This is a genomic window from Streptomyces sp. NPDC005151 (genome assembly GCF_053599875.1).
The window spans coordinates 246,685-268,779 of sequence record NZ_JBSFYR010000001.1; the positions used below are offsets into that span (position 1 = coordinate 246,685).

Annotated in this window: 24 protein-coding genes, 2 pseudogenes and 1 riboswitch; of the genes and pseudogenes, 13 read left to right on the top strand and 13 right to left on the bottom strand. The window is 69.7% G+C overall.

Annotated features, from left to right (window positions below; all coding sequences use genetic code 11):
- Positions 1-62: 62 nt before the first annotated feature.
- Positions 63-296 carry a hypothetical protein gene (locus ACWD6R_RS01225; RefSeq protein WP_451816772.1) on the bottom strand — a complete coding sequence of 78 codons (234 nt, stop codon included), beginning with the start codon at positions 294-296 and terminating at the stop codon, positions 63-65.
- Complete coding sequence (locus ACWD6R_RS01230) at positions 293-538, bottom strand: hypothetical protein (RefSeq protein ID WP_451816773.1); 246 nt, start codon at positions 536-538, stop codon at positions 293-295. The genes ACWD6R_RS01225 and ACWD6R_RS01230 overlap by 4 nt, the downstream gene beginning before the upstream one ends.
- Positions 539-651: 113 nt before the next feature.
- Between ACWD6R_RS01230 and ACWD6R_RS01235 the strand changes: the two genes are divergently transcribed.
- Together ACWD6R_RS01235 and ACWD6R_RS01240 are read left to right on the top strand one after the other, a co-directional pair.
- Positions 652-1,488 carry a helix-turn-helix domain-containing protein gene (locus tag ACWD6R_RS01235; protein ID WP_451816774.1) on the top strand — a complete coding sequence of 279 codons (837 nt, stop codon included), beginning with the start codon at positions 652-654 and terminating at the stop codon, positions 1,486-1,488.
- Complete coding sequence (locus ACWD6R_RS01240; RefSeq protein ID WP_451816775.1) at positions 1,475-1,747, top strand: DUF397 domain-containing protein; 273 nt, start codon at positions 1,475-1,477, stop codon at positions 1,745-1,747. Before ACWD6R_RS01235 ends, ACWD6R_RS01240 begins: the two co-directional genes overlap by 14 nt.
- Positions 1,748-2,002: 255 nt before the next feature.
- On the opposite strand, the gene ACWD6R_RS01245 is transcribed toward ACWD6R_RS01240, so the two are convergent.
- Positions 2,003-3,001, bottom strand: a complete 999-nt coding sequence (locus tag ACWD6R_RS01245) for an aldo/keto reductase (RefSeq protein WP_451816776.1) — start codon at positions 2,999-3,001, stop codon at positions 2,003-2,005.
- A 56-nt stretch (positions 3,002-3,057) separates the two neighbouring features.
- Here ACWD6R_RS01245 and ACWD6R_RS01250 point away from each other — a divergent pair.
- Positions 3,058-3,215 (top strand): annotated as a pseudogene (locus ACWD6R_RS01250) (IS701 family transposase); the annotation flags it as partial.
- Positions 3,216-3,299: 84 nt separating this feature from the next.
- Here ACWD6R_RS01250 and ACWD6R_RS01255 read toward each other — a convergent pair.
- The 3 genes from ACWD6R_RS01255 to ACWD6R_RS01265 form a co-directional block, all read right to left on the bottom strand.
- Positions 3,300-4,046: an MBL fold metallo-hydrolase gene (locus ACWD6R_RS01255; protein WP_451816777.1), complete on the bottom strand. Its 747-nt coding sequence runs from the start codon at positions 4,044-4,046 to the stop codon at positions 3,300-3,302.
- Positions 4,047-4,146: 100 nt separating this feature from the next.
- Positions 4,147-5,157 carry a GlxA family transcriptional regulator gene (locus tag ACWD6R_RS01260; RefSeq protein ID WP_451816778.1) on the bottom strand — a complete coding sequence of 337 codons (1,011 nt, stop codon included), beginning with the start codon at positions 5,155-5,157 and terminating at the stop codon, positions 4,147-4,149.
- A gap of 76 nt (positions 5,158-5,233) precedes the next feature.
- Positions 5,234-5,488, bottom strand: coding sequence for a hypothetical protein (locus ACWD6R_RS01265; RefSeq protein WP_451816779.1), 255 nt, complete (start codon positions 5,486-5,488; stop codon positions 5,234-5,236).
- 391 nt (positions 5,489-5,879) lie between these two features.
- Between ACWD6R_RS01265 and ACWD6R_RS01270 the strand changes: the two genes are divergently transcribed.
- The 3 genes from ACWD6R_RS01270 (at position 5,880) to ACWD6R_RS01280 (ending at position 7,619) form a co-directional block, all read left to right on the top strand.
- Positions 5,880-6,695, top strand: a complete 816-nt coding sequence (locus ACWD6R_RS01270; RefSeq protein ID WP_451816780.1) for a hypothetical protein — start codon at positions 5,880-5,882, stop codon at positions 6,693-6,695.
- Positions 6,696-6,751: 56 nt separating this feature from the next.
- A complete protein-coding gene (locus tag ACWD6R_RS01275) occupies positions 6,752-7,333 on the top strand; it encodes a Uma2 family endonuclease (RefSeq protein WP_451816781.1) in 582 nt (193 codons plus the stop codon).
- Positions 7,334-7,544: 211 nt separating this feature from the next.
- Positions 7,545-7,619, top strand: coding sequence for a 50S ribosomal protein bL37 (locus tag ACWD6R_RS01280; RefSeq protein ID WP_099504217.1), 75 nt, complete (start codon positions 7,545-7,547; stop codon positions 7,617-7,619).
- A 210-nt stretch (positions 7,620-7,829) separates the two neighbouring features.
- Here the strand turns inward: ACWD6R_RS01280 and groL are convergent, their stop codons facing one another.
- The 4 genes from groL to thrC form a co-directional block, all read right to left on the bottom strand.
- The gene (groL, locus tag ACWD6R_RS01285) at positions 7,830-9,452 is read right to left on the bottom strand and encodes a chaperonin GroEL (RefSeq protein ID WP_451816782.1); all 1,623 of its coding nucleotides are present in this window, start codon (positions 9,450-9,452) and stop codon (positions 7,830-7,832) included.
- A 340-nt stretch (positions 9,453-9,792) separates the two neighbouring features.
- Complete coding sequence (locus tag ACWD6R_RS01290; RefSeq protein WP_003967346.1) at positions 9,793-9,999, bottom strand: cold-shock protein; 207 nt, start codon at positions 9,997-9,999, stop codon at positions 9,793-9,795.
- Between the two features lie 433 nt (positions 10,000-10,432).
- Entirely contained in the window at positions 10,433-10,711 is a 279-nt protein-coding gene (locus ACWD6R_RS01295; RefSeq protein ID WP_405685704.1) for a MoaD/ThiS family protein, read from the bottom strand.
- Positions 10,712-10,744: 33 nt separating this feature from the next.
- Positions 10,745-12,046 (bottom strand): threonine synthase, encoded by a 1,302-nt coding sequence (gene thrC / locus ACWD6R_RS01300; protein WP_451816783.1) that lies wholly within the window; start codon positions 12,044-12,046, stop codon positions 10,745-10,747.
- A gap of 17 nt (positions 12,047-12,063) precedes the next feature.
- Positions 12,064-12,190: riboswitch (SAM riboswitch) on the bottom strand.
- Between the two features lie 152 nt (positions 12,191-12,342).
- On the opposite strand from thrC, the gene ACWD6R_RS01305 reads away from it, so the two are divergent.
- Complete coding sequence (locus tag ACWD6R_RS01305) at positions 12,343-13,293, top strand: glucosyl-3-phosphoglycerate synthase (protein ID WP_451816829.1); 951 nt, start codon at positions 12,343-12,345, stop codon at positions 13,291-13,293.
- 54 nt (positions 13,294-13,347) lie between these two features.
- Positions 13,348-14,739, top strand: a complete 1,392-nt coding sequence (locus ACWD6R_RS01310; protein WP_451816784.1) for an alpha,alpha-trehalose-phosphate synthase (UDP-forming) — start codon at positions 13,348-13,350, stop codon at positions 14,737-14,739.
- Between the two features lie 9 nt (positions 14,740-14,748).
- Here the strand turns inward: ACWD6R_RS01310 and otsB are convergent, their stop codons facing one another.
- On the bottom strand, positions 14,749-15,624 hold the full coding sequence (gene otsB / locus ACWD6R_RS01315; RefSeq protein ID WP_451816785.1) for a trehalose-phosphatase: 876 nt from the start codon (positions 15,622-15,624) through the stop codon (positions 14,749-14,751).
- Between the two features lie 167 nt (positions 15,625-15,791).
- A complete protein-coding gene (locus ACWD6R_RS01320) occupies positions 15,792-16,085 on the bottom strand; it encodes a DUF3263 domain-containing protein (RefSeq protein ID WP_451816786.1) in 294 nt (97 codons plus the stop codon).
- Between the two features lie 222 nt (positions 16,086-16,307).
- Here ACWD6R_RS01320 and ACWD6R_RS01325 point away from each other — a divergent pair.
- The 5 genes and pseudogenes from ACWD6R_RS01325 to ACWD6R_RS01345 form a co-directional block, all read left to right on the top strand.
- Positions 16,308-16,436: pseudogene (locus ACWD6R_RS01325) on the top strand (sugar isomerase); the annotation flags it as partial.
- A 173-nt stretch (positions 16,437-16,609) separates the two neighbouring features.
- Complete coding sequence (locus ACWD6R_RS01330; protein WP_451816830.1) at positions 16,610-17,503, top strand: ROK family protein; 894 nt, start codon at positions 16,610-16,612, stop codon at positions 17,501-17,503.
- Positions 17,503-18,732, top strand: coding sequence for an N-acetylglucosamine-6-phosphate deacetylase (gene nagA / locus ACWD6R_RS01335; protein WP_451816787.1), 1,230 nt, complete (start codon positions 17,503-17,505; stop codon positions 18,730-18,732). Before ACWD6R_RS01330 ends, nagA begins: the two co-directional genes overlap by 1 nt.
- A gap of 167 nt (positions 18,733-18,899) precedes the next feature.
- Positions 18,900-19,826 (top strand): 1-phosphofructokinase family hexose kinase, encoded by a 927-nt coding sequence (locus ACWD6R_RS01340; RefSeq protein WP_451816831.1) that lies wholly within the window; start codon positions 18,900-18,902, stop codon positions 19,824-19,826.
- A gap of 242 nt (positions 19,827-20,068) precedes the next feature.
- Positions 20,069-20,917 (top strand): class II fructose-bisphosphate aldolase, encoded by an 849-nt coding sequence (locus ACWD6R_RS01345; RefSeq protein WP_451816788.1) that lies wholly within the window; start codon positions 20,069-20,071, stop codon positions 20,915-20,917.
- 69 nt (positions 20,918-20,986) lie between these two features.
- On the opposite strand, the gene ACWD6R_RS01350 is transcribed toward ACWD6R_RS01345, so the two are convergent.
- Entirely contained in the window at positions 20,987-21,964 is a 978-nt protein-coding gene (locus ACWD6R_RS01350) for a carbohydrate-binding protein (protein ID WP_451816789.1), read from the bottom strand.
- Positions 21,965-22,095: the final 131 nt, after the last annotated feature.

Sequence of the window (22,095 nt, forward strand, 5' to 3'; positions counted from 1 at the left end):
CCATATCGTTACATGACGTCACAAGCAGGCGGCGCCCCGGCCGGGGCGCCGCCCCTCGCTTCTTACGGCAGCCGTCCCTCCCGGTTGACCTCCCTGACCCGGGCCCGCAGCACCTCCCCGGGCGGCGCCGGCCGCACGGACTCCGGCGGGCAGTCCCATTCCGCACCACCGCCCGGGGGCCGCAGCTGTACGTACGGTCCGACGCACCCCATCACGCGCCCCACCCGCCCGTCGCGGGAATCCACCGCGAACGACCCGGGTTCCGGCGTACACGGCTCAAGCCCCTCACCCGTCATGTCCGGTCTCCCTGTTGCCCGTCCGCGACCAGCACAGCACTCAGCCGCAGCGCCGTATCGATGGTGCACCGCCCGAGGTCCACCAACGGCGCGGGCTCGTTCCCCGCGCATGACACCGGATCGACCCGCAGCGACGGCAGCACGAGCCCGACGCTTTTCAGCCCTTGCCTCAGCTTCTCCACCGCGTCCTCCGTCTCCCGCACTCTTCCGGCAGCGACCCGTCGTCGCTCTGCTTTGGTCATCCTGCACACCTTCCACGCTCCGTAATCGCAATGCCCACCCAGCGTGTCCAACGCGCGGCTAACCTGGAAGGGGCGCAGAACCAACAACCGCACGTGTGTCACAGGGAGTTGTCATGCCGGGTCCCAAGAAGCTCGATCCGTCCTCCTCTCCGCGCGCCCTCCTCGGCGCCGAACTCCGGCACCGAAGGGACAAAGCCGGTCTCTCCCAGGAAGAAATCGGTCTCCCGCTCTTCGTCAGTGGCTCGTTCATCGGCCAACTGGAGTCCGGTACACGCCGGATGCAGGTGGACCAGGCCCAGAAGTTCGACGAGATCCTGCATGCGGACGGATTCTTCGTACGGAACTGCGTAGCCCTGAAGAAGTCGAAGTACCCGGATCACTTCGCGGAGGCGGCGGATGCGGAAGCCGTTGCGAAGACCATCAAGGAGTACGCACCGCAGCTGATTCCCGGCCTGTTGCAGACGGAGGCGTACGCGCGAGCAGTGTTCCGAGGCGGGCTGCCGACGGCATCGGAGAACGTGATCGACGACCTGACCACGGTGAGGCTGGACCGGGCACACCTGCTGTCCGATCCAACAACTCCCTTGGTTTGGGCAGTTCTGGATGAGGCGGTGCTGCGTCGGGAGGTCGGCGGACCGGCAGTGATGGCAGAGGCACTCCGCCACATCCTGAAGCTGGCCCGCGAACACCGGATCATCGCGCAAGTACTGCCGCACAGCGCAGGCGCGCATATGGCCATGGAAGGTCCGCTCAAGCTGATGTCCTTTGAGGACGCACCCCCGCTCGTCTATCTCCAGGGCCTGGGCACAGGGAAGTTGCAGGACGATCCCGCCACCGTCAGGCACTACGAACTGACCTACGATCTGGTGGTGGCCAGCGCATTGTCACCGGAAGCGTCCCTGGCCCTGATCGAGTCAGCGGCGGAGGATTACCTTCATGAAGACCAGTAGTTCTGACTACGACCTGTCCGCGGCGATCTGGCACAAGTCCTCTTACAGCGGCGCGAGCGGCGGCGACTGCCTCGAAGTCGCCACCTGGCGGAAGTCGACGTACAGCGGCGGCAGCGGCGGTGACTGCCTGGAAGTCGCCGACGGGCACCCCGGGGTCGTCCCCGTCCGTGACTCCAAGGTTCCGGACGGCCCGGCGCTCGTGTTCCGTACGGCGGCGTGGTCGTCCTTCGTCGCGAACGTCAAGCGCGTCCAGGCGTAAAGGCTGCGGCGCGACCTTGCCGATGGTCTGCGGATCAGAATCCCATCATCGGCTTGTCAAGCACCCCGCCTACGGCGCCGTACAAACTGCACCTACCCGAGTGTCCCGATCTTCTTCGGAGCGCGACATCCGTCAGGAAGCAGGCGAAGAAGAGCGCTCCTTCGACGGATGCCGCTGGTACTCCAGCCGGACTTCGCCATTCCCGCTGGTCACGACCTGGGAGCGGAGAAGTCCGGCTGGAGTACCAAGACCACCTCAACGTTCGAGGTACGCCCGTCCGGAAGCCGCGTACCGTTCACCGATGACGGCGCCTGCGGGGACGGCTGCCTCAATACGGGCAATCTGTCCGGCCGTCAGCTCGACCTCGGCGGCAGCCGTGTTTTCCTCCAGGTATGTGATCCGCTTGGTCCCGGGAATCGGCACGATGTCCGGGCCCTGAGCCAGCAGCCACGCCAGTGCGAGTTGGACGGCGCTGTGGCCGCTCTCCTCGGCGATCGCGCGCAATTCGACGACGAGCTTCAGGTTCGCCTCGAGATTGTCGCCCTGGAACCGGGGGTTCTGGCGGCGGAAGTCGTCCGGGGACAGGCCTTCCAACGTCGTGATCGTCCCGGTGAGCAGACCGCGGCCGACCGGGGAGAAGGGGACGATCGCGACGCCCAGTTCGCGCGCCGTCGGAATGATCTCCGCCTCGATGCCGCGGGTGAACAGCGAATACTCGCTCTGCAGCGCCGCGATCGGGTGTACGGCGTTGGCCGCGCGCAGAGTCGCGGCGCTGACCTCGGACAAGCCCAGGTGCTTCACCTTGCCGGCCTGTACGAGTTCTGCCATGGCGCCGACCGACTCCTCGACCGGCACGTCGGGGTTGCGGCGGTGCATGTAGTACAGGTCGATGTGCTCGACCCCGAGTCGGGCCAGCGAAGCGTCCACGGCCTCGCTGACGTACGCCGCGTCGTTACGGATCGTCTGGACGCCGTCGTCGCCGGGGTGGAAGCCGAACTTGGTGGCCAGGATCACCTCGTCACGGCGCGCACCCGCCAGGGCGCGGCCGACGAGGCGCTCGTTCCTGCCACCGCCGTACATGTCGGCGGTGTCGAGGAAAGTGACGCCGAGATCGAGTGCGCGATGGATCACCTTGATGGAGCCGGACTCGTCGGGGTCGCTGGTCTCGGGTCCGTAGACGCCCGACATGCCCATGCAGCCGAGGCCGAGGGCGGAGATGTCAGGGCCGTTCGCGCCGAGCTTTCGGTATTTCATGAGGAACTCGCTCCTTAAGGGGACATGGGGTTCGAGGATGCCGATGTGCGGCAGGTGTGGAAAGGCTGCGGGCGGAGTTGGCGCAGTTCGTGACGCATGTGTTTACCTCGGTGCCCAGGCGGGATCAGCGTTCGCAGGGCGAGTGCCATCTGCGGGGGCTGAGCTGGACTGTCGGCGCAAGTCGATTCAGGCGATGGCCGGGCGTCTGCCGGATGCATGTGGCCGACTCCGGGCAGCCGTTGCGGTGCAAGGACTTGTGCGCCGCCCTCGGAGTGGGTGCCGAGGCCCGGCACGGAGGTCAGCCGAGGTCTTCAGGGGAGCCGGGAGTGAGCCAGTGAAGGCGCTCTGCGAGCCCGGCGGCAGCGAAGCGGGCTGTGACGTCTTCGCGATCCTCGGTGAAGTGCCGCCAGGAGGTGTAGTGGATGGGCACGACGGTGTGGGCGTTGAGGGAGCGGGTGAGCGCGGCGGCCTGGTCGCCGTCCATGCTGATCAGTTGGCTGTCCTTGTACTCCTTGAAGCGGGCGGCGCCGAGGTGCAGGAGGGCGATCCCGATGGTGAACCGGCGGCTGATCTCGTCGAGTTCGTCGATGTAGACGGTGTCGCCGGAGATGTAGACGGCTTCGTTCTCGCCGGGGACTTCGACGACGAAGCCGACGACGTCGCCGATGTGCTCCGCGGGGGTGCTGGTGATGCGGAGGGTTCTTCCTGCCACGGTGAGCTCGTGGGTGGCCCACGGGGCGAGTCCGATCGCCGCGCCGCCGAGACGCTCGGCGCCGCTGACGGTGGTGACCACCGGGCGTCCGGCGAGCAGGGTCCGGCCGGTGACGTCGAGGTTGTCGGCGTGCTCGTCGTGGCTGAGCAGGACGGCGTCGATTCGCGGTAGATCGCCGGCGGCGATCGCGGGGCCGGCTGTGCTGCGCAGGACGACGGGCCCGTAGGGGTATTCGGACTGCGCCGGGTCGAAGACGGGGTCGGTGAGCAGGCGGAGCCCGCCGATCTCCAGCAGGACGGTCGCGGTGCCGATGTGTGTCACGGTGATCTTCATGGTGGTCGTTCTCCTTGCCAGTGCGTGGTCGGGTGGTCCCGGGCACGCCGAGGGTCGGCACGGCGCGCTGTCGCGCCGTGCCGGGGTCAGGGGCCAGGGGTCAGGCTGTGGCGGAGATCCGGAAGCGGTCCCGGTATTCGCCGGGGGTGGTGCCGAGGCGGTCGCGGACGACGCGGTAGAAGGTCTCGACTGAGCCGAACCCGCAGGTCCTGGCGATGTCGGTGGTCAGCCGGTCGGTACGTTCGAGCAGGCGGCGGGCCGCTTCCAGCCGCATCTGTTCGACGAAGGCGCCGGGTGTGCTGCCGGTCTCGGCGAGGAACACGCGGGCGAAGTGCCGTTCGCTCATCGCCATCCGGTCGGCGAGCGCGTGCACCGACAGGTTGCCGTCGAGGTGCTCGCCGATCCAGCGTCGCAGACTGTGGACGTCCTCACGGGTGCCCGGGAGTTGAGCCAGGGGGACACTGAACTGACTCTGTCCTCCCGGCCGCTGCATGTACATCACCATCGCGCGGGCGACGTCGAGTGCGACCTGGTCGCCGTGGTCTTCGGCGACCAGCGCCACGGCGAGGTCGATCGAGGCGGTGATCCCGGCACTGGTCCACATCCGCCCGGACCGCACGAAGATGGGGTCGGCGTCGACCTCGATCGCCGGGTGTTCCGAGGCGAGCCGCCCGGCCGTGGCCCAATGGGTGGTGGCACGATGGCCGTCGAGCAGCCCGGCGGCAGCGGTGACGTGCGCACCCGCGCACACCGACGCCACCCGCGCCGCGGACGGCCCCACCTCGCGCAGCCACGTCACCACCCCGGGGTCGACTCGCGGCACCGCGCCGTCCGCACCGATATCCACCCGGCCGGGCACCACCAGCGTCCCGATCGGCTCCCGCTGCTCGGCGAACTCGTGCTCGACGTACAGCTGGACGCCGGAGAAGGTCGGCACCGGACCGCGTCGCTGAGCGATCAGGCGTACCTCGTAGTCCGTACACCTTCCTCTCAATCGCAGCATCTGATTCGCGATGGCGAACGTCTCGGCAGGGCCGGTCACATCCAGCGCGTCGATACCGGGGAACACCGCAATCACCACGAGGTGGGGATCACGAAGCGAAGCGTTCATGCCCTCCACTGTCGCCTGCCGCCGACCTGTCTGCAATGACGCGACTCTGCAGAATTCCGCCATGGACCCGGAGGACTCATGGCAACTGGCCACGCACTGCTCGCAGTTCAATTGCTGGGCGACCGTGCTGGGCCAGCATGTCCGGGACCGGGCCGCGTTGCGATGCGGCGAGCGCTTGGCCGAAGTCGCCGGGGACGCCGTCCGAGTACGGAAAGACGCTGACGCCGTAGCGGTCCCCGAGCCGGCGCACCGTCTCGCCACGGACGCTCGGCAGCGGAGCCACGACGAAGTCCAGGTCCTGCTGCTCGCGCAGCGCCGATGCGGCGTCCATGGCCCAGCGAACGCCTTCCTCGCTGCGAACGCGGGCGCGTTCGCGCCGTTGGGCTGTCAGGACGTGGGGGTGGCGGGCGTTGACGTTGCGCCGGCGACGGCCCGTACGGCCCGGGGCTCAAGCCCCGCACTCCGAGCCCTCTTTCCAAGGAATGGGTGGGGGACCTCTCCCCACCCACCCTCCCCAGCAGGCGTGTTCACTTTTCGTGACCGGCTTGCCACACGCGGTGTGAACGCTCTAGCGTTCCGAATAACGAACGACCCCTGTCGGTGCTGGAACACCGAACAGGGGTCTGACCAACGAGATCGAAACAGGCGATCAAATGGCTGACAGCCAGCTTAGTGCTGCCCCGTGCGCACCGCACGTACCTCCTCACGCACAGCCGCACCCGATGGCCAATCCGGGCTACGGCAAGCGGTCCGCCCACGGCCAACAACCCCGTACCGCACACGATTTCGCGCACCTGCCGCCGCGTGAGGCCGCTGTCGCCGCCTATGTCGACGGGCTTCCGGACGGCGCCGACATATCCGTGAAGACCCTCGCCAAGGTGCTCCCGTACGGGCAGTGCGCGCTGCGGACCGCGCTGAACAACCTTCAGCGGGCCGGGCATCTGCGCCGGGGCAGCGAACACGTCATCGGCTCGGGCAGCGCGCGCTGGGTGACGCGTACGTTTTTCTCCCGCACGCCTCGCGACGACGACTGGTGGGCGGCGTTCACCAGGGGCGACGTGCCGCCGGAGCAGCAACGGCCCACCCGCTCCCGGGCGTTCGTCCTGCTCGCCGCGCTCGGCCGCACCGCACCCGCGCTGAGCCTGTCGGTGGCGGACTGCGCGGCGCTGGAGCCGTACGTCACGTTGTGGTTCGACCGGGGCGCCACCGAGGTACAGCTGCTGCACGCGCTGACCGACGGGTTGCCGGTGCCGGTGCATCACGCGGCGGCACTGGTCCGCAGTCGCCTGACCGCCAAAATGCCACCCGAACGGGTTGCCCCGCACACCCCACGCACCGTGCTGCGGGTCCTGGAATGCGCGAAGTGCGGCGCGCCGGGGCGGCCGGAGGCGCTGCCAGGCGGCGAGTGCGGACCGTGCCGGGGCGAGCAGGTCCCCGTACCGGCGGGCAGTCGCGGGAACCCGGCCGGCGGGGTCCGTGACCGGATGGCGGAGGTGCGGGCGGCGATGGTGCCCCGAACCGAGAGGACACGGACATGACGGTTCAGCTCACGCGCGCCGAAAGCGGGGCACGATGGTGGGGAGGAGGCGACGCCATGACCCCCAGCACCGCTGACCACGCACAGATGTCCGTCGAGGAGTTCGAGCAGCTCGCCCGGTCCGCTCCCGAGACCGTGACGCTCGAATTCATCAACGGAAAGCTGGAGGTCAAGCCGGTGCCGGACCAGATCCGTGGGGCGATCGTCATGTGGCTGCTCCGGCAGTGCATGCAGCACCGCCCCGAGCTGGCCCTCTATCCGGAGCAGGGCCTTCAGGTGGAGACGTATCGGGGAGGGCGCGCCCGGGCGGACGGCGCTCTCGCGCCCCTCGACCACTTCGTCGGCCAGACCGGTGAATGGGCGGCACCGGACGGCGTCCTGATGACCGTGGAGGTCACGTCGCACAACTCGGACACCGACCGGCGCGACCACGTCGAGAAGCGCGACGGCTACGCGGCCGCCGGAATCCCTGTGTACCTGCTCATCGACCGTGACGCGGAAAAGCTGGTGGTCTACACGGACCCGCACAAGGGTGAGTACCGAAGCCGCACCTCGCACGCGTACGGAGACACAGTCTCGCTCCCTGCCCCGGTCGGCATCACCCTGGACACCGACAAACTCAAGAACTACGCCCTCTGATCTCCCCCGGCGTCAGGACCGGCCGACCGTGCGGCCTGCCCGCTGCCGGTCGGCGGTGCGCCCGTGGCGTTCCGTCATCGGTCGCCACATCCGCCGGCTTGACCACAGCAGCGCCACGCCACCACCGACGCCGAGACCACGACCCCACATGTGGGTGCGGTATTAAACTGGCTGACGCATGGACAAATCCCGACATAAGGAGGTATTCACCATGGCCAAGCGAGGCAACAAGCGACGCGGTCGCAAGAAGAAGAAGGCGAACCACGGCAAGCGCCCCAACGCCTGAGCGCACCGACGCCTGCCCCGCCGTGTACGTGGTGTCGTTCTTCGACCGGTGGCTGCGCGGGCACGACGACCCTCTGCTGGACGGGCCTTCGGCCCGCTTCCCTGCGATGGTGTTCACGCCGTAGGGCCGCACCGGCCCGGACATGACATCGGCCCCCGGGACCAACTGGTCCCGGGGGCCGACGTACAGGCACTTACCGATCCGTCAGGATCAGAAGTCCATGTCACCGCCCGGCATGCCGCCCGGAGCGGCCGCAGAGGCCCTCTCCGGCTTGTCGGCGATGACGGCCTCGGTGGTCAGGAACAGCGCGGCGATCGACGCGGCGTTCTGCAGAGCGGAGCGCGTGACCTTCGCCGGGTCGAGAATGCCCTCGGCGATCATGTCGACGTACTCGCCGGTCGCGGCGTTCAGGCCGTGACCGATCGGCAGGTTGCGCACCTTCTCGACGACGACGCCGCCCTCGAGACCACCGTTGACGGCGATCTGCTTGAGCGGGGCCTCCAGCGCCAGCTTGACGGCGTTGGCGCCGGTCGCCTCGTCACCCGAGAGGTCCAGCTTCTCGAAGACGGCGGAGGCCTGCAGCAGCGCCACGCCACCACCGGCGACGATGCCCTCCTCGACGGCCGCCTTCGCGTTGCGAACGGCGTCCTCGATGCGGTGCTTGCGCTCCTTGAGCTCGACCTCGGTCGCGGCACCGGCCTTGATGACGGCCACGCCGCCGGCCAGCTTCGCCAGTCGCTCCTGGAGCTTCTCGCGGTCGTAGTCCGAGTCGGAGTTCTCGATCTCGGCACGGATCTGGTTGACGCGACCCTGAACCTGGTCGCTGTCACCGGCGCCGTCGACGATCGTCGTCTCGTCCTTGGTGATGACGACCTTGCGGGCACGGCCCAGCAGGTCCAGGCCGGCGTTCTCCAGCTTGAGACCGACCTCCTCGGAGATGACGGTGCCACCGGTGAGGATGGCGATGTCGCCGAGCATGGCCTTGCGGCGGTCACCGAAGCCCGGAGCCTTGACGGCGACGGACTTGAAGGTGCCACGGATCTTGTTGACGACCAGGGTCGACAGGGCCTCGCCCTCGACGTCCTCGGCGATGATCAGCAGCGGCTTGCCGGACTGCATGACCTTCTCCAGCAGCGGAAGGAGGTCCTTCACGTTGCTGACCTTGGAGTTGACGATCAGGATGTACGGGTCGTCCAGGGACGACTCCATGCGCTCCATGTCGGTGGCGAAGTACGCCGAGATGTAGCCCTTGTCGAAGCGCATACCCTCGGTGAGCTCCAGCTCCAGACCGAAGGTCTGGGACTCCTCGACGGTGATGACGCCTTCCTTGCCGACCTTGTCCATCGCCTCGGCGATGAGCTCGCCGATCTGGGTGTCGGCGGCGGAGATGGAGGCCGTGGAAGCGATCTGCTCCTTGGTCTCCACGTCCTTGGCCTGCTCCAGCAGAGCGGCGGAGACGGCCTCGACGGCCTTCTCGATGCCCCGCTTGAGGGCCATCGGGTTCGCACCCGCGGCGACGTTGCGGAGGCCCTCACGGACGAGTGCCTGGGCGAGAACGGTGGCGGTGGTCGTACCGTCACCGGCGACGTCGTCCGTCTTCTTGGCGACTTCCTTGACCAGCTCTGCGCCGATCTTCTCGTACGGGTCCTCGAGTTCGATCTCCTTGGCGATGGAGACACCATCGTTGGTGATCGTGGGTGCGCCCCACTTCTTCTCAAGGACAACGTTCCGGCCCTTGGGGCCGAGGGTCACCTTGACGGCGTCGGCGAGCTGGTTCATCCCGCGCTCGAGGCCGCGCCGCGCTTCCTCGTTGAACGCGATGATCTTGGCCATGTGAAGTGGTCCTCCCGGACAGGGGTGGATTGCTCCGGACCGTGTGGCGCCCGCGACGGACGGCCTGCGTGCCTGACGGTTCCTTGCCCCGCCCGGCCTGCGGGCCTCACCGACCCGGTCCTTCTGTCACTCTCAACGTCAGAGTGCTAACGCCCAATGATTAGCACTCGACCCCTGCGAGTGCAAGCGCCCCTTCGAGTTCGCGGATGGCGCCGGACCGCGGTGGCGCGGTCGCAGGCGGGCTCCGGGACGACTCCGGGACGCGCGAAGGGTCCGTCTCCCCCGGAGGGGGTACGGACCCTTCGTGCGTGAGTAGTGTCGTTGGCCGACCGCGCCGAGCTCAGCCGACGGCGAGCTTGACCATGTCCGCCTGCGGCCCCTTCTGGCCCTGCGAGATTTCGAATTCAACTCGCTGACCCTCTTCGAGGGTGCGGTACCCGTCCATCTGGATCGCGCTGTAGTGGACGAAAACATCCGCACCACCGTCGACCGCGATGAAGCCGTACCCCTTCTCCGCGTTGAACCACTTGACGGTGCCCTGAGCCATGCCCAACTCCCCTATTACTGGCCCTTGCACAGGACCGCACTTCGCGGACCCGGGTCAGAACTCACCCTCCGACAGGAGAGGGTGCGTGCGCCGGAACGCGTCGACCGCGGCCGAATGTATCTGCCCAACTGCCCTCTGCAACAGGTCAATCGGACGAGAATTCTGGGCAGAACCGAACGCCCGAATATGAGGAATTTGCGCGATTCCAGGGCAAGTCGGGCCGGACAAAGGCCACTTACGGCGCAAGGAGTTCGAGCACTTTGGCTGCATCTTGTCGCGGGCGGGCGCATTCTCATATGCGGTCGGCACGGGCAGCGGAGGGGACTTCCCCCACTGTACCGCGCTCAACCATTCAGAATTTCCCCCTCCGCTTAGCTTGCAGAGGGGGCAATTCCGGTAACGCTGCGAAGTCGGCCGCAGGGCTGACTACGGGTCAGCAGCCGCCCGCGACCGCCGGGATGATGGAGATGCCCGCGCCGTCCGGGGTGGCCGCCTCCAGGCCGCCCTCGAAGCGCACGTCGTCGTCGTTGACGTACACGTTCACGAAGCGGCGGAGCTTGCCCTGGTCGTCCAGGACACGCGCGGCGATGCCCGGGTGGTTCTGCTCCAGCGACTCGATGACCTGGGAGAGGGTCGAGCCCTCGGCCGGGACCTCGGCCCGGCCGCCCGTGTAGGTGCGCAGGATGGTGGGGATACGGACCTTGACGCTCATGTCGGTGCCTTCCTTACGTCTCGGGTGGTCGGGTCAGCTGTCGGCGAGGCCGGCGTCGCGGAACGCGTCCAGGCTGGGCCGGATGGTCGCGGTCGGGCCGGTCGTCGGGGCGACCGCGTCCAGCGTCTTCAGGCCGTCACCGGTGTTCAGGACGACCGTGGTGAGCGTCGGGTCCAGCAGACCCGCCTCGATCAGCTTCCTCGTCACACCGACCGTCACCCCGCCCGCCGTCTCGGCGAAGATGCCCTCGGTGCGGGCCAGCAGCTTGATCGCGTCGACGATCTGCTCGTCGTTGACGTCCTCGACCGCGCCGCCGGTGCGGCGGGCGATGTCCAGGACGTACGGACCGTCGGCCGGATTGCCGATCGCCAGGGACTTGGCGATCGTGTTCGGCTTCTGCGGGCGCACGACGTCGTGACCGGCCTTGAAGGCCGTGGAGACCGGGGAGCAGCCCTCGGCCTGGGCGCCGAAGATCCTGTACGGCTTGTCCTCGACGAGACCGAGCTTGATCAGCTCCTGAAGACCCTTGTCGATCTTCGTGAGCTGCGAGCCGGACGCGATCGGGATGACGAGCTGGTCGGGCAGCTGCCAGCCGAGCTGCTCGCAGATCTCGTACGCGAGCGTCTTGGAACCCTCGCCGTAGTACGGGCGCAGGTTGACGTTGACGAAGCCCCAGCCCTCACCGAGCGGGTCGCCGATGAGCTCCGAGCAGAAGCGGTTGACGTCGTCGTAGTTGCCCTCGATGCCGACCAGTTCACCGCCGTACACCGCGGCCATGACGACCTTGCCCTGCTCCAGGTCGTGCGGGATGAACACGCAGGACCGGAAGCCAGCCCGGGCGGCGGCCGCGCCCACCGCACCGGCGAGGTTGCCGGTGGAGGAACAGGAGAGAGTGGTGAAACCGAAGGCGCGGGCGGCTTCGACGGCGATCGCGACGACGCGGTCCTTGAAGGAGTGCGTCGGGTTGCCGGAGTCGTCCTTGACGTACAGACCGCCGGTGACGCCCAGTTCACGGGCGAGGTTGTCGGCCTTGACCAGCTTGGTGAAGCCGGGGTTGATGTTGGGCTTGTCCGCGACATCGGCGGGGACGGGCAGCAGCGGCGCGTAGCGCCAGATGTTGTCCGGTCCGGCCTCGATACGCTTCTTCAGCTCGTCCGGGGAGCCGCTCGGCAGGTCGTACGCCACTTCGAGCGGCCCGAAACAGGACGCGCAGGCGAAAAGGGGACCGAGCTCGAAACGCTCTCCGCACTCGCGGCAGGAGAGCGCCGCTGCGGGGCCGAGATCGACGGCGCCGGTGGAAGAATCGGTGCTTACCGCAACAGTCTGCGCAGCCATGATGGCGAGGCCCTTTCTCCTCATCTTCCTCGCGGCGCATTTCGCCACGAGACGGAATTGGCACCTTCCCCACCTGACCTCGCGGTCGGCGGGAGGGTTGCCGGGACTTCAACGGGCCGTTCCCTCAGTCCCTCTGGATGAGCGCTATGGCACTGGATCACCGATCCAGGCATTTATTGGCGGAGGACCCCGACATGCGAGGGTCATCCGCGTTGTTCAAGACTGTAACCGAAGCCCCGGACGGTTGAGACAGTCGTCCGAACCGCGAGATGGATCACATACAGGGAGTATCGACCGTGCTGGAAGAGGTCGAACGCTGGCTGGCCAGGCGTTCCTGGTCGGCAGCCGACCGCCCGCTGGACCGGCTCGTCGCCGCCAAGTGCCGGGATCCGCGGCGCGGCAGCGTGAGCGTGGTGCTGCCTGCCCTGAACGAGGAGGCGACGGTCGGCGCCATCGTCGAGACGATCCGGGTCGAGCTGATGGAGAAGGTGCCGCTGGTCGACGAGCTGCTGGTGATCGACTCCGGCTCGACGGACGGCACGGCGGAAGTCGCCCGGAAGGCGGGCGCCCGGGTGGTGCACCGCGACGCGATACTCCCGCGCATACCCGCGCTCCCCGGCAAGGGCGAGGTCCTGTGGCGCTCGCTCCTGGTCACCAGCGGTGACATCGTCTGCTTCATAGACGCCGACCTGAAGGACTTCTCCGCCGACTTCGTGTCCGGCATCGTCGGCCCGCTGCTCACCGACCCCGGGGTGCAGTTCGTGAAGGCGATGTACGACCGTCCCCTGGGTGACACCGCGGGTCAGGGCGGTCGCGTCACGGAACTGGTGGCCCGTCCGCTGCTCAATCTGCACTGGCCGCGGCTGGCCGGCTTCGTCCAGCCGCTCGGCGGCGAGTACGCCGTACGCCGCTCCCTCCTCGAACGGCTGCCCTTCCCCGTCGGCTACGGAGTGGAACTGGGCCTCCTGGTCGATGCGCTGCACACGGTGGGTCTGGACGCGCTGGCCCAGGTCGACGTGGGGGTGCGCAAACACCGCCACCAGGACGGGCAGGCGCTCGGCCGGATGGCGGCGGCGATCTACCGGACCGCTCAACTCCGCCTGTCCCGCGGCCACTTGGTACGGCCTTCGCTCACACAGTTCGAGCGCGGCGAGGACGGCTTCGTACCGCGCACCCATGCGGTGGACACCGAGGAGCGGCCCCCGATGCGCGAGATCGAGGAGTACGTTTCGCGCCGCGCGGCCTGACGTGGCCTGACTTCGCACGTTTGGGCGGTTCGTGATCGGGCTAGATTCCGCAACATGGTCTCCGCGCACGAAGCCCAGTCCGCTGCCCAGGTCCTCGTTGCGTCCAACCGCGGCCCTGTGTCGTACACCCTCGCCACGGACGGATCGCTCGACGCAAAGCGCGGCGGCGGCGGGCTCGTCTCCGGGCTGAGCGCCGTCAGGGACAAGCTGTGGGTGTGTGCCGCGCTCGGTGACGGGGACCGGGAGGCGGTCCGGCGCGGGGTCGGTGAGCAGGGCGTTCGGATGCTCGACATCGACGCGGCCGTCCACGCGGACGCGTACAACGGCATCGCGAACTCGGTGCTCTGGTTCGTCCACCACATGCTGTACCAGACGCCGCTGGAACCGGTCTTCGACGCGGAGTTCCGGCGGCAGTGGGCGTCGTTCGAGACATACAACCGGGCCTTCGCCGAAGCGCTCGCCGAGGAGGCGGGCCGGGGTGCGGCGGTGCTGGTGCAGGACTACCACCTGGCGCTGGTGCCCGGCATGCTCCGCGAGCTCCGCCCCGACCTTCGGATCGGCCACTTCTCGCACACCCCGTGGGCGCCCGTCGACTATTTCCGCCTGCTCCCCGACGACATCGCCGAGCAGCTGCTGCACGGCATCCTGGGCGCGGACCGGGCGGCCTTCCTGACCCGGCGCTGGGCGGACGCGTTCATCGGCTGCTGTACGGAGATCCTGGGCGGCACCGGCCGGACCAGGGTCGGGGTGCACGGGCTCGGCGCGGACGCGGCCTTCCTGCGCGGGCGCGCGCACGAGGCGGACGTGGACGAGCGGATGGCGGCGCTGCGGGAGCAGGTCGGCCCCGGGCGGAGGACGATCGTACGAGTGGACCGAACGGAACTGTCCAAGAACATCGTGCGCGGCCTGCTCGCGTACCGCGCGCTCCTCGAAGAGCGGCCGGAATGGCGTGAGCGCGTCGTCCATGTCGCCTTCGCGTACCCCTCACGGCAGGACCTGGCGGTGTACCGCGACTACACGGCCGAGGTGCAGCGGGTCGCCGACGAGATCAACGCCGTGTACGGCACGTCGGGCTGGACGCCGGTCGTGCTCCACGTCAGGGACGACTTCGCCCGCTCGCTCGCCGCGTACCGGCTGGCCGACGTGGCACTCGTCAACCCGATCCGCGACGGCATGAACCTGGTCGCCAAGGAGGTCCCGGTCGTCTCCGACCACGGCTGCGCGCTGGTGCTGTCGCGGGAGGCGGGGGCGTACGAGGAGCTGGGCGCCGACGCGATCGTGGTGAACCCGTACGACGTGTCCGCGACGGCGGCGGCGCTGCACGAGGCTCTTACGATGGCGGACGACGAACGGGCCGCGCGCACGGAGCGGCTGGCCGCTGCGGCGACGGCGCTGCCGCCGCAGCAGTGGTTCCTGGACCAGCTGGAGGCGCTGCGGCAGGAGTGACGCGGCCCGTCACACCTCGGTGGGATCCGACCGGAGACGGTGCGCCAAGGCCGAGAGGAACTCCACGACGGCTCCCGGGCCGTTCAACAGCAGATCGGCCCGCTCGGCCAGTTCGGGCACTTCCGCGCTGCCGCTGCAGACAAGCAGGCCGGGGATGCCGTCGGGGCCCTCGGTGCGGAGCTTCTCCACGGCGGCGTACGCGGCGAGGTCGCCGAGGTCGTCACCCGCATACAGAACGGACTCGGCGTCCAACTCCCGTGCGTACTGTGCGAGCGCCACACCCTTGTCCATGCCCGGCGGGCGCAACTCCAGGACCAGGCGGCCCGGTTCGACGATCAGTCCGTGCCGGGCGGCGAGCTCGCCGAGAGGGCCGCGCAGGGCCTCGAACGCGGCCTGCGGGTCGGCGGCGCGGCGGGTGTGGACGGCGAGCGCCCGGCCCTTCTCCTCGATCCAGGTTCCGTGCCACGAATCGAACCGGTCGAGCACGCCCGGGAGTTCGGCGCGGACCGCGGCTACGCCGGGGTGCGGGGCGGGGGCGTGGACGGTGCCGGAGACGGCGTCCCAGCGTTCGGCGCCGTAGTGGCCGAGAACGACGAGGTGGTCGAGGCCGGAGACTCCGGCGAAGCCGCCGTGCCGGACCGCGACGTCGGCCGGGCGGCCGGTGATCACGGCGACGGAGGCGACCTTCGGAGCGAGCGCGGCCAGGGCCGGGACGGCGCCGGGGTGGGCGCGGGCCTGCTCCGGGTCCGGGACGATCTCGGCGAGGGTGCCGTCGAAATCGAGGGCGACGACGGCACGGTCGGGGCGGGCGAGGAGAGCGGCGAGGCCTTCGCGGCCGGCCGGGGTGGTGGGGGTCGGCAGAGGCTGTTCCGGAGTGCTGCCCATGGGTCGAGGGTATCGGGGGTGGTGCGGTGCGGCTACGGCCGGCGACTGCGGCCGGCCTGTTCCCCTGCCCGCCTCTTCCCGGAACCGGGGGCTCTGCCCCGGACTCCCGCTCCCCGATCCGGCCTGATCCAAACGAAGGACCCTGGACGTACAGCGATGCCGCGATGTCACCGCCGCCCCCGCCGAGCCTCCCGGATCCGTCGCAGCCGGTTCACCGTCACCGGGTCCTCCTCCAGTGCCCGCCGGTCGTCCAGGAGCGCGTTCAGCAGCTGGTAGTAGCGCGTCGGCGAGATGCCCAGGCCCTCCCGGATCTCCCGCTCCTTCGCCCCCGGGCCGGGCCACGAGCGCCGTTCCACGGCCAGGACCGCACGCTCCCGGTCGGAGAGCCCGGTGCCAGGGCGGTCGGTGGGGCTGCCGGCAGGGGGCTCCGCTTCGGCGGAGCCGTCGTCGGGGGCGGTCATATGAGCCAACATATCGCCCGCCCCCGAACCCGCTACCCGGCCACCCGCTACTCCGCGTCCTCCGCCTTCGACGCCTCCGCCGAGATCGAACCGAGCACGGCGGCCGGGTTGGCGCCCGGTTCGACCGCCTTGCCGACCTCGTGCATGCTCCCAGCCAAGCAGCTGTCAACCCCTCACCCGATCGAGCGACCCACCACGCCCGCGCCGACACGCTGCGAAGACCATGCCACGGCCGACCCGATGGCGGACCTGATCCGGGCTCAGCGGCTCACGGTGGCGCTCGCCGAGTCGAAGGGATACGACCCGGACCACCCCCGCAATCTGTCGCGCAGCGTGATCCTGGCTCCCTGAGCTCGGCGGAAGGCCCGGTCGAAGGCGCGGTCCGGGGCGCGGTCCAGCGGCTTTGCCACACTTTTGTATGGATCCTCAACAAACGGCGAAAGTGGACTAGACCTATCGGGGGTCCTCGGGCGAAACTGTCTCCCGTGAAACACGTCATCGCCCTCGATGTGGGCGGCACCGGAATGAAGGCCGCACTGGTCGGGGCCGACGGCACCCTGCTGCACGAGGCTCGGCGCGCGACCGGCAGGGAGCGCGGACCCGACTCCGTCGTGGAGTCGATCCTCGCCTTTGCCGCGGAACTGCGCACCCACGGGGAGAAACACTTCGGCGAGAGCGCCGTCGCGGCCGGTGTCGCCGTGCCCGGCATCATCGACGCGGAGAACGGGATCGCGGTCTACGCCGCGAACCTGGGCTGGCGCGACGTCCCCCTGCGCACCCTGCTCGGCGAACGACTCGGCGGCGTACCCGTCGCGCTCGGCCACGACGTCAGGACCGGCGGCCTCGCCGAGGGCAGGATCGGCGCGGGCAAGGACGCCGACCGCTTCCTGTTCGTCCCGCTCGGTACCGGCATCGCCGGAGCCATCGGTATCGCGGGCACCATCGAGGCGGGCGCGCACGGGTACGCCGGCGAGATCGGGCACATCGTGGTCCGGCCGGACGGGCCGGACTGCGGGTGCGGACAGCGCGGCTGCCTGGAGACCCTCGCGTCCGCCTCCGCCGTCAGCCGCGCCTGGGCCGCCGCGTCGGGGGACCCGGAGGCCGACGCCGCGGACTGCGCGAAGGCCGTCGAATCGGGCGACCCCGCGGCCGTACGGGTATGGCAGGACGCGGTCGACGCGCTCGCCGCCGGGCTGGTCACCGCGCTGACCCTGCTGGACCCCCGCACGCTCATCATCGGTGGCGGTCTCGCCGAGGCGGGGGAAACCTTGTTCGTACCACTCCGTGCGGCCGTCGAGGAACGTGTCACGTTCCAGAAGCTGCCCGACATCGTCCCGGCGGCCCTCGGGGACACCGCCGGATGCCTGGGCGCAGGGCTGCTCGCCTGGGATCTTCTCTCCACGGAGGTATCCGCCTGATGGCCGGACGCGCAGACAGCACGGTTCTCGCCGGGGCCCGGGTGGTTCTTCCCACCGGGACCGTCGAGAACGGCCAGGTGATCGTCGAGGGCACCCAGATCGCGGGCATCACGTGGAAACCACTCACCGGCAGCAACCCCCCACGCCCCCCGGCCTCGTCAGCCCCGTACTCGGGTGCCCCAGGTCCGGCTGAGGGTGCCCGGACCATCGATCTGACCGGCCACTGGGTCGTCCCCGGCTTCGTCGACATGCACAACCACGGCGGTGGCGGCGCGTCCTTCACCTCCGGCACCGTGGACGAGGTTCTCACCGGCGTCCGCACCCACCGCGAGCACGGCACCACCACCCTGGTCGCCTCCACCGTCACCGGCGAGATGGACTTCCTCGCCGAGCGGGCCGGCATCCTCTCCGAGCTGGTCGAGCAGGGCGACCTGGCCGGGATCCACTTCGAGGGCCCGTTCATCTCGCCGTGCCGCAAGGGCGCGCACAGCGAGAAGCTGCTGCGCCACCCGGACCCGGCCGAGGTCCGCAAGCTGATGGACGCGGCGCGCGGCACCGCGAAGATGTTCACGCTCGCCACCGAACTGCCGGGCGGCATCGAGTCGGTGCGGCTGCTCGCCGAGCACGGCGTGATCGCCGCGATCGGGCACACCGACGCGACGTACGAGCAGACCGTCGAGGCGATCGATGCGGGCGCCACCGTCGCCACCCACCTGTTCAACGCGATGCCGCCGCTCGCCCACCGCGATCCCGGTCCGATCGCCGCTCTCCTGGAGGACGAGCGGATCACCGTCGAGCTGATCAACGACGGTACGCATCTGCACCCGGCCGCCCTGGGGCTGGCGTACCACCACGCGGGCGCCGCCCGCGTCGCGCTGATCACGGACGCGATGGACGCGGCCGGGTTCGGTGACGGCCGGTACCAGCTGGGTCCGCTCGCCGTCGAGGTCAAGGACGGCGTCGCCCGGCTCGTCGAGGGCAACTCGATCGCGGGTTCCACGCTCACCCTGGACACCGCGTTCCGCCGGGCCGTCACCCTCGACCGGATCCCGGTCGAGGACGTCGTGCAGTCCATCTCCGCCAACCCGGCACGGCTGCTCGGCGTGTACGACAAGGTCGGCTCGCTCGACCCGGGCAAGGACGCGGACCTCGTGGTCCTGGACGCAGACTTCGCGCTCAAGGGCGTCATGCGCAAGGGCGAATGGGTTATTGAACCCGAACTCGGGTGATTTCAGCCATTCTTGACAGTGGGCCGCATACGTAACGAAGAGACAGCGGTTGGCCCGGAGGTCTGGGCCGACCGCTCTCTCTTTGGCATGATCGCTTCGTAAACAGCAGGGAAAGCGCGTTCTGGCAAGGGATTCGCGCTCCGGCACGGATCGAAGGGGTGTCCGAGGTGATCCTCACGGTCACGCTGAACACGGCACTCGACCTGACGTACGGCGTACCGGCGCTGGTCCCGCACACCAGCCACCGCGTCGGTGACATATCCGAACGCCCCGGCGGCAAAGGACTCAACGTCGCCCGGGTGCTCTCCGCACTCGGCCACGAGACCGTGGTCACCGGCTTCGCCGGAGGCGCCACCGGAGCCGTACTCCGCGAGCTCCTGTCGGACCTCCCGCCGCGCGACGCACTCGTCCCCGTCGCCGGGAACACCCGCCGCACCATCGCGGTCGTCGACGCGGCCACCGGCGACACCACCCAGCTCAACGAACCCGGCCCACTCGTCAGCGCCGACGAGTGGACCGCCTTCCTCACCACGTACGAGAAGCTCCTCTCCGGCACGGACGCGGTCGCACTCTGCGGCAGCCTGCCGCCCGGCATCCACATCGGCGCCTACGCCGAACTGGTCCGCATCGCCCGCGCCGCCGAGGTCCCCGTTCTCCTCGACACCAGCGGCGAACCGCTGCGCCGGGGCATAGCCGCCCGCCCCGACCTGATCAAGCCGAACGCCGACGAGCTCGCCCAGCTCACCGGCTCCCGCGACCCGCTGCGCGCCACCCGTGACGCCCGCCGCCGGGGCGCGCACGGCGTGATCGCCTCGCTCGGCGCGGACGGCATGCTCGCCGTCACACCCGAGGGCGCCTGGCGGGCGGCGCCGCCGGACCGGGTCGCGGGCAACCCCACCGGAGCGGGCGACTCCGCGGTGGCCGGGCTGCTGTCCGGTCTCGTCGAGGGGCTGAGCTGGCCGGACCGGCTGCGCAGGGCGGTGGCACTGTCGACGGCGACGGTGCTGGCACCGGCGGCCGGGGAGTTCGACCGGGCGGCGTACGAGGAGCTGTTGCCGCGCGTCGGCATCGAGGAACAAGCACCGACGGTCTGAGAGCCCGTCGGGTGACCTCTGATCGGGCGGCCACGGCCTGGCACGCACGCTTCCCCGCGTTGCCGAAGGCCCTCGTAGCTCCGCTACGAGGGCCTTCCGGCGCCTTGGAATCGTGACCAGACCGCGTCCGCTTTCCGATCGAAGGTCACCCGACGGGCTCTGAGCAGCGCGGAACCGGCCCGCATCGCGCGCCCGGCACCGTCCCGGATCATCCCGCACCACACGAAGTCTCAGGGGGCAGCATGCCGCTCGTCAGCACCGGTGAACTCGTCTCGGCCGCCCAGGCCGACGGACGCTCAGTCGCCGCCTTCAACGTCATCACACTGGAGCACGCGGAGGCCATCGCCGCGGGCGCGGAACGCGCCGGGGCGCCCGCCATCCTGCAGATCTCCGAGAACGCCGTGAAGTTCCACGGCGGCCGGCTCTCCGCCATCGCCGCCGCGACCGCCGCCGTCGCCCGCGCCTCCCAGGCGCCGCTCGCGCTCCACCTCGACCACGTCGAGTCCGTGGAACTGCTGCACCAGGCGCACGACGAGGGCTTCGGCTCGGTGATGTTCGACGCCTCGAAGCTGACCTACGAGGAGAACGTGCGGGCCACGGCCGACGCGGTCGCCTGGGGCCACGAGCGCGGGATCTGGATCGAGGCGGAGCTCGGCAAGGTCGGCGGCAAGGAGGGCGAGGCCCCGCTCGACGCCCACGCCCCCGGCGTCCGGACCGACCCGGCCGAGGCCGCCGCCTATGTCGCGGCGACCGGCGTCGACGCGCTGGCCGTCGCGGTCGGCTCCTCGCACGCGATGACGGAGCGCACCGCCGCCCTGGACCACGCCCTGATCGGCCGGCTGCGCGACGCGGTCCCGGTCCCGCTGGTGCTGCACGGCTCCAGCGGCGTCCCGGACGAGGAGATCCGCCAGGCGGTCGCCTCCGGCATGCGCAAGATCAACGTGGGTACGGCGCTGAACACGGCGTTCACCGGCGCGGTGCGCGCGTACCTGGCCGAGAACCCGACGGGCGTCGACCCGCGCAAGTACATCGTCCCGGGCCGCGAGGCGATGGCCACGACGGTGGCGGGGTTCCTGAGCCTGATGGGCTGACCCGCCCGGCACATACAGAACCGGCCCCACCGCCCTCGTCGGGTGGTGGGGCCGGACTTCGTTCGGGGTTCAGCGTGTCTGGTGGCCGGCCTTCAGCGACAGCTGGTCCAGGTTGGCGTCGCACTGGTCGCCCTCGTTGCACGAGATCATCAGCGTGTTCGGGCCCTTGTTGAGGTTGACGTAGGCGTACGTCGTCGTCCAGCCCTTCTCCAGGTCGCCGTCCGGGGCGTGCGCGAAGTTCGTCATGTTTATCGAGCGGGGGGCCTCGGTGTTCACCGTCAGCGACGTCTTGGCGTCCTTGCCGGGCACGCCGTACGTCACGAACAGCGTGTACTCGCCGGCCGCCGGCACGTCGACCGACCAGGTCGCGGACCTGCCGACCTCGTTCAGATTGATGTACTGGCCGTTCGCGCTCTTCGCGCCCTTGACCGAGTTGTCGAGCGTGGCCGTGCCGCCGAGCTTCAGCGTCGCCGCGTCCTGCTTCGGCAGCTCCGCCGGGGCCTCGGAGGACGTGTCGGACTGCTTCGGCTTCGGGGACTCCTCGACCTGACCGGCGGGACCGGCCGAGGTGGCAGCCTCGTCCTTCTTGTTGCCGTCCTTGCCGTCGTTCGTGATCATCGCGACGCCGATGCCGACGAGCACGACCGCGACGACCGCGATCGCACCGATCAGCAGGCCCTTGGTGTTCGGACCGCCGCTGCCGGGACCGCCGCTGCGTCCGCGGCCGCCCTGCACCGGGACGTGCGCGGTGGGACCGCCGCCGGGGTACGTCTCCGGGGCGGCGTACTGGGCGTTCGGCCCGCCGTACTGCCCCTGCTGCTGCCCGCCGTACGGCTGCTGCGGCACCTGCTGCCCGTACTGGCGCTCGCCGACCGTCCGCACCTGGTTGTACGAGGTTCTGGGCACGCCGGGCTGCGAGGCAGGACCCGGATAGCCGTAGCCGCCCTGCCGCGGCGACTGGGCGCCGGGCGCCTGCCCGTCCTCGTACAGGTAGCCGAACGGATCGTCGTCCTCGGGTGTGCTTGCGCCGTTGTTCCCGGCCGTCATCCCTGGGTCACTCCTCACCATGTCGCCAGCCGTCGCCGAATATCGCCGGCCGTCGCCGACCGGCCGAGCCTACCTCGAACGGAGCACACCACGAATTGCCATCACCCTTCGGGGTGCCGTGCCGGAACCGG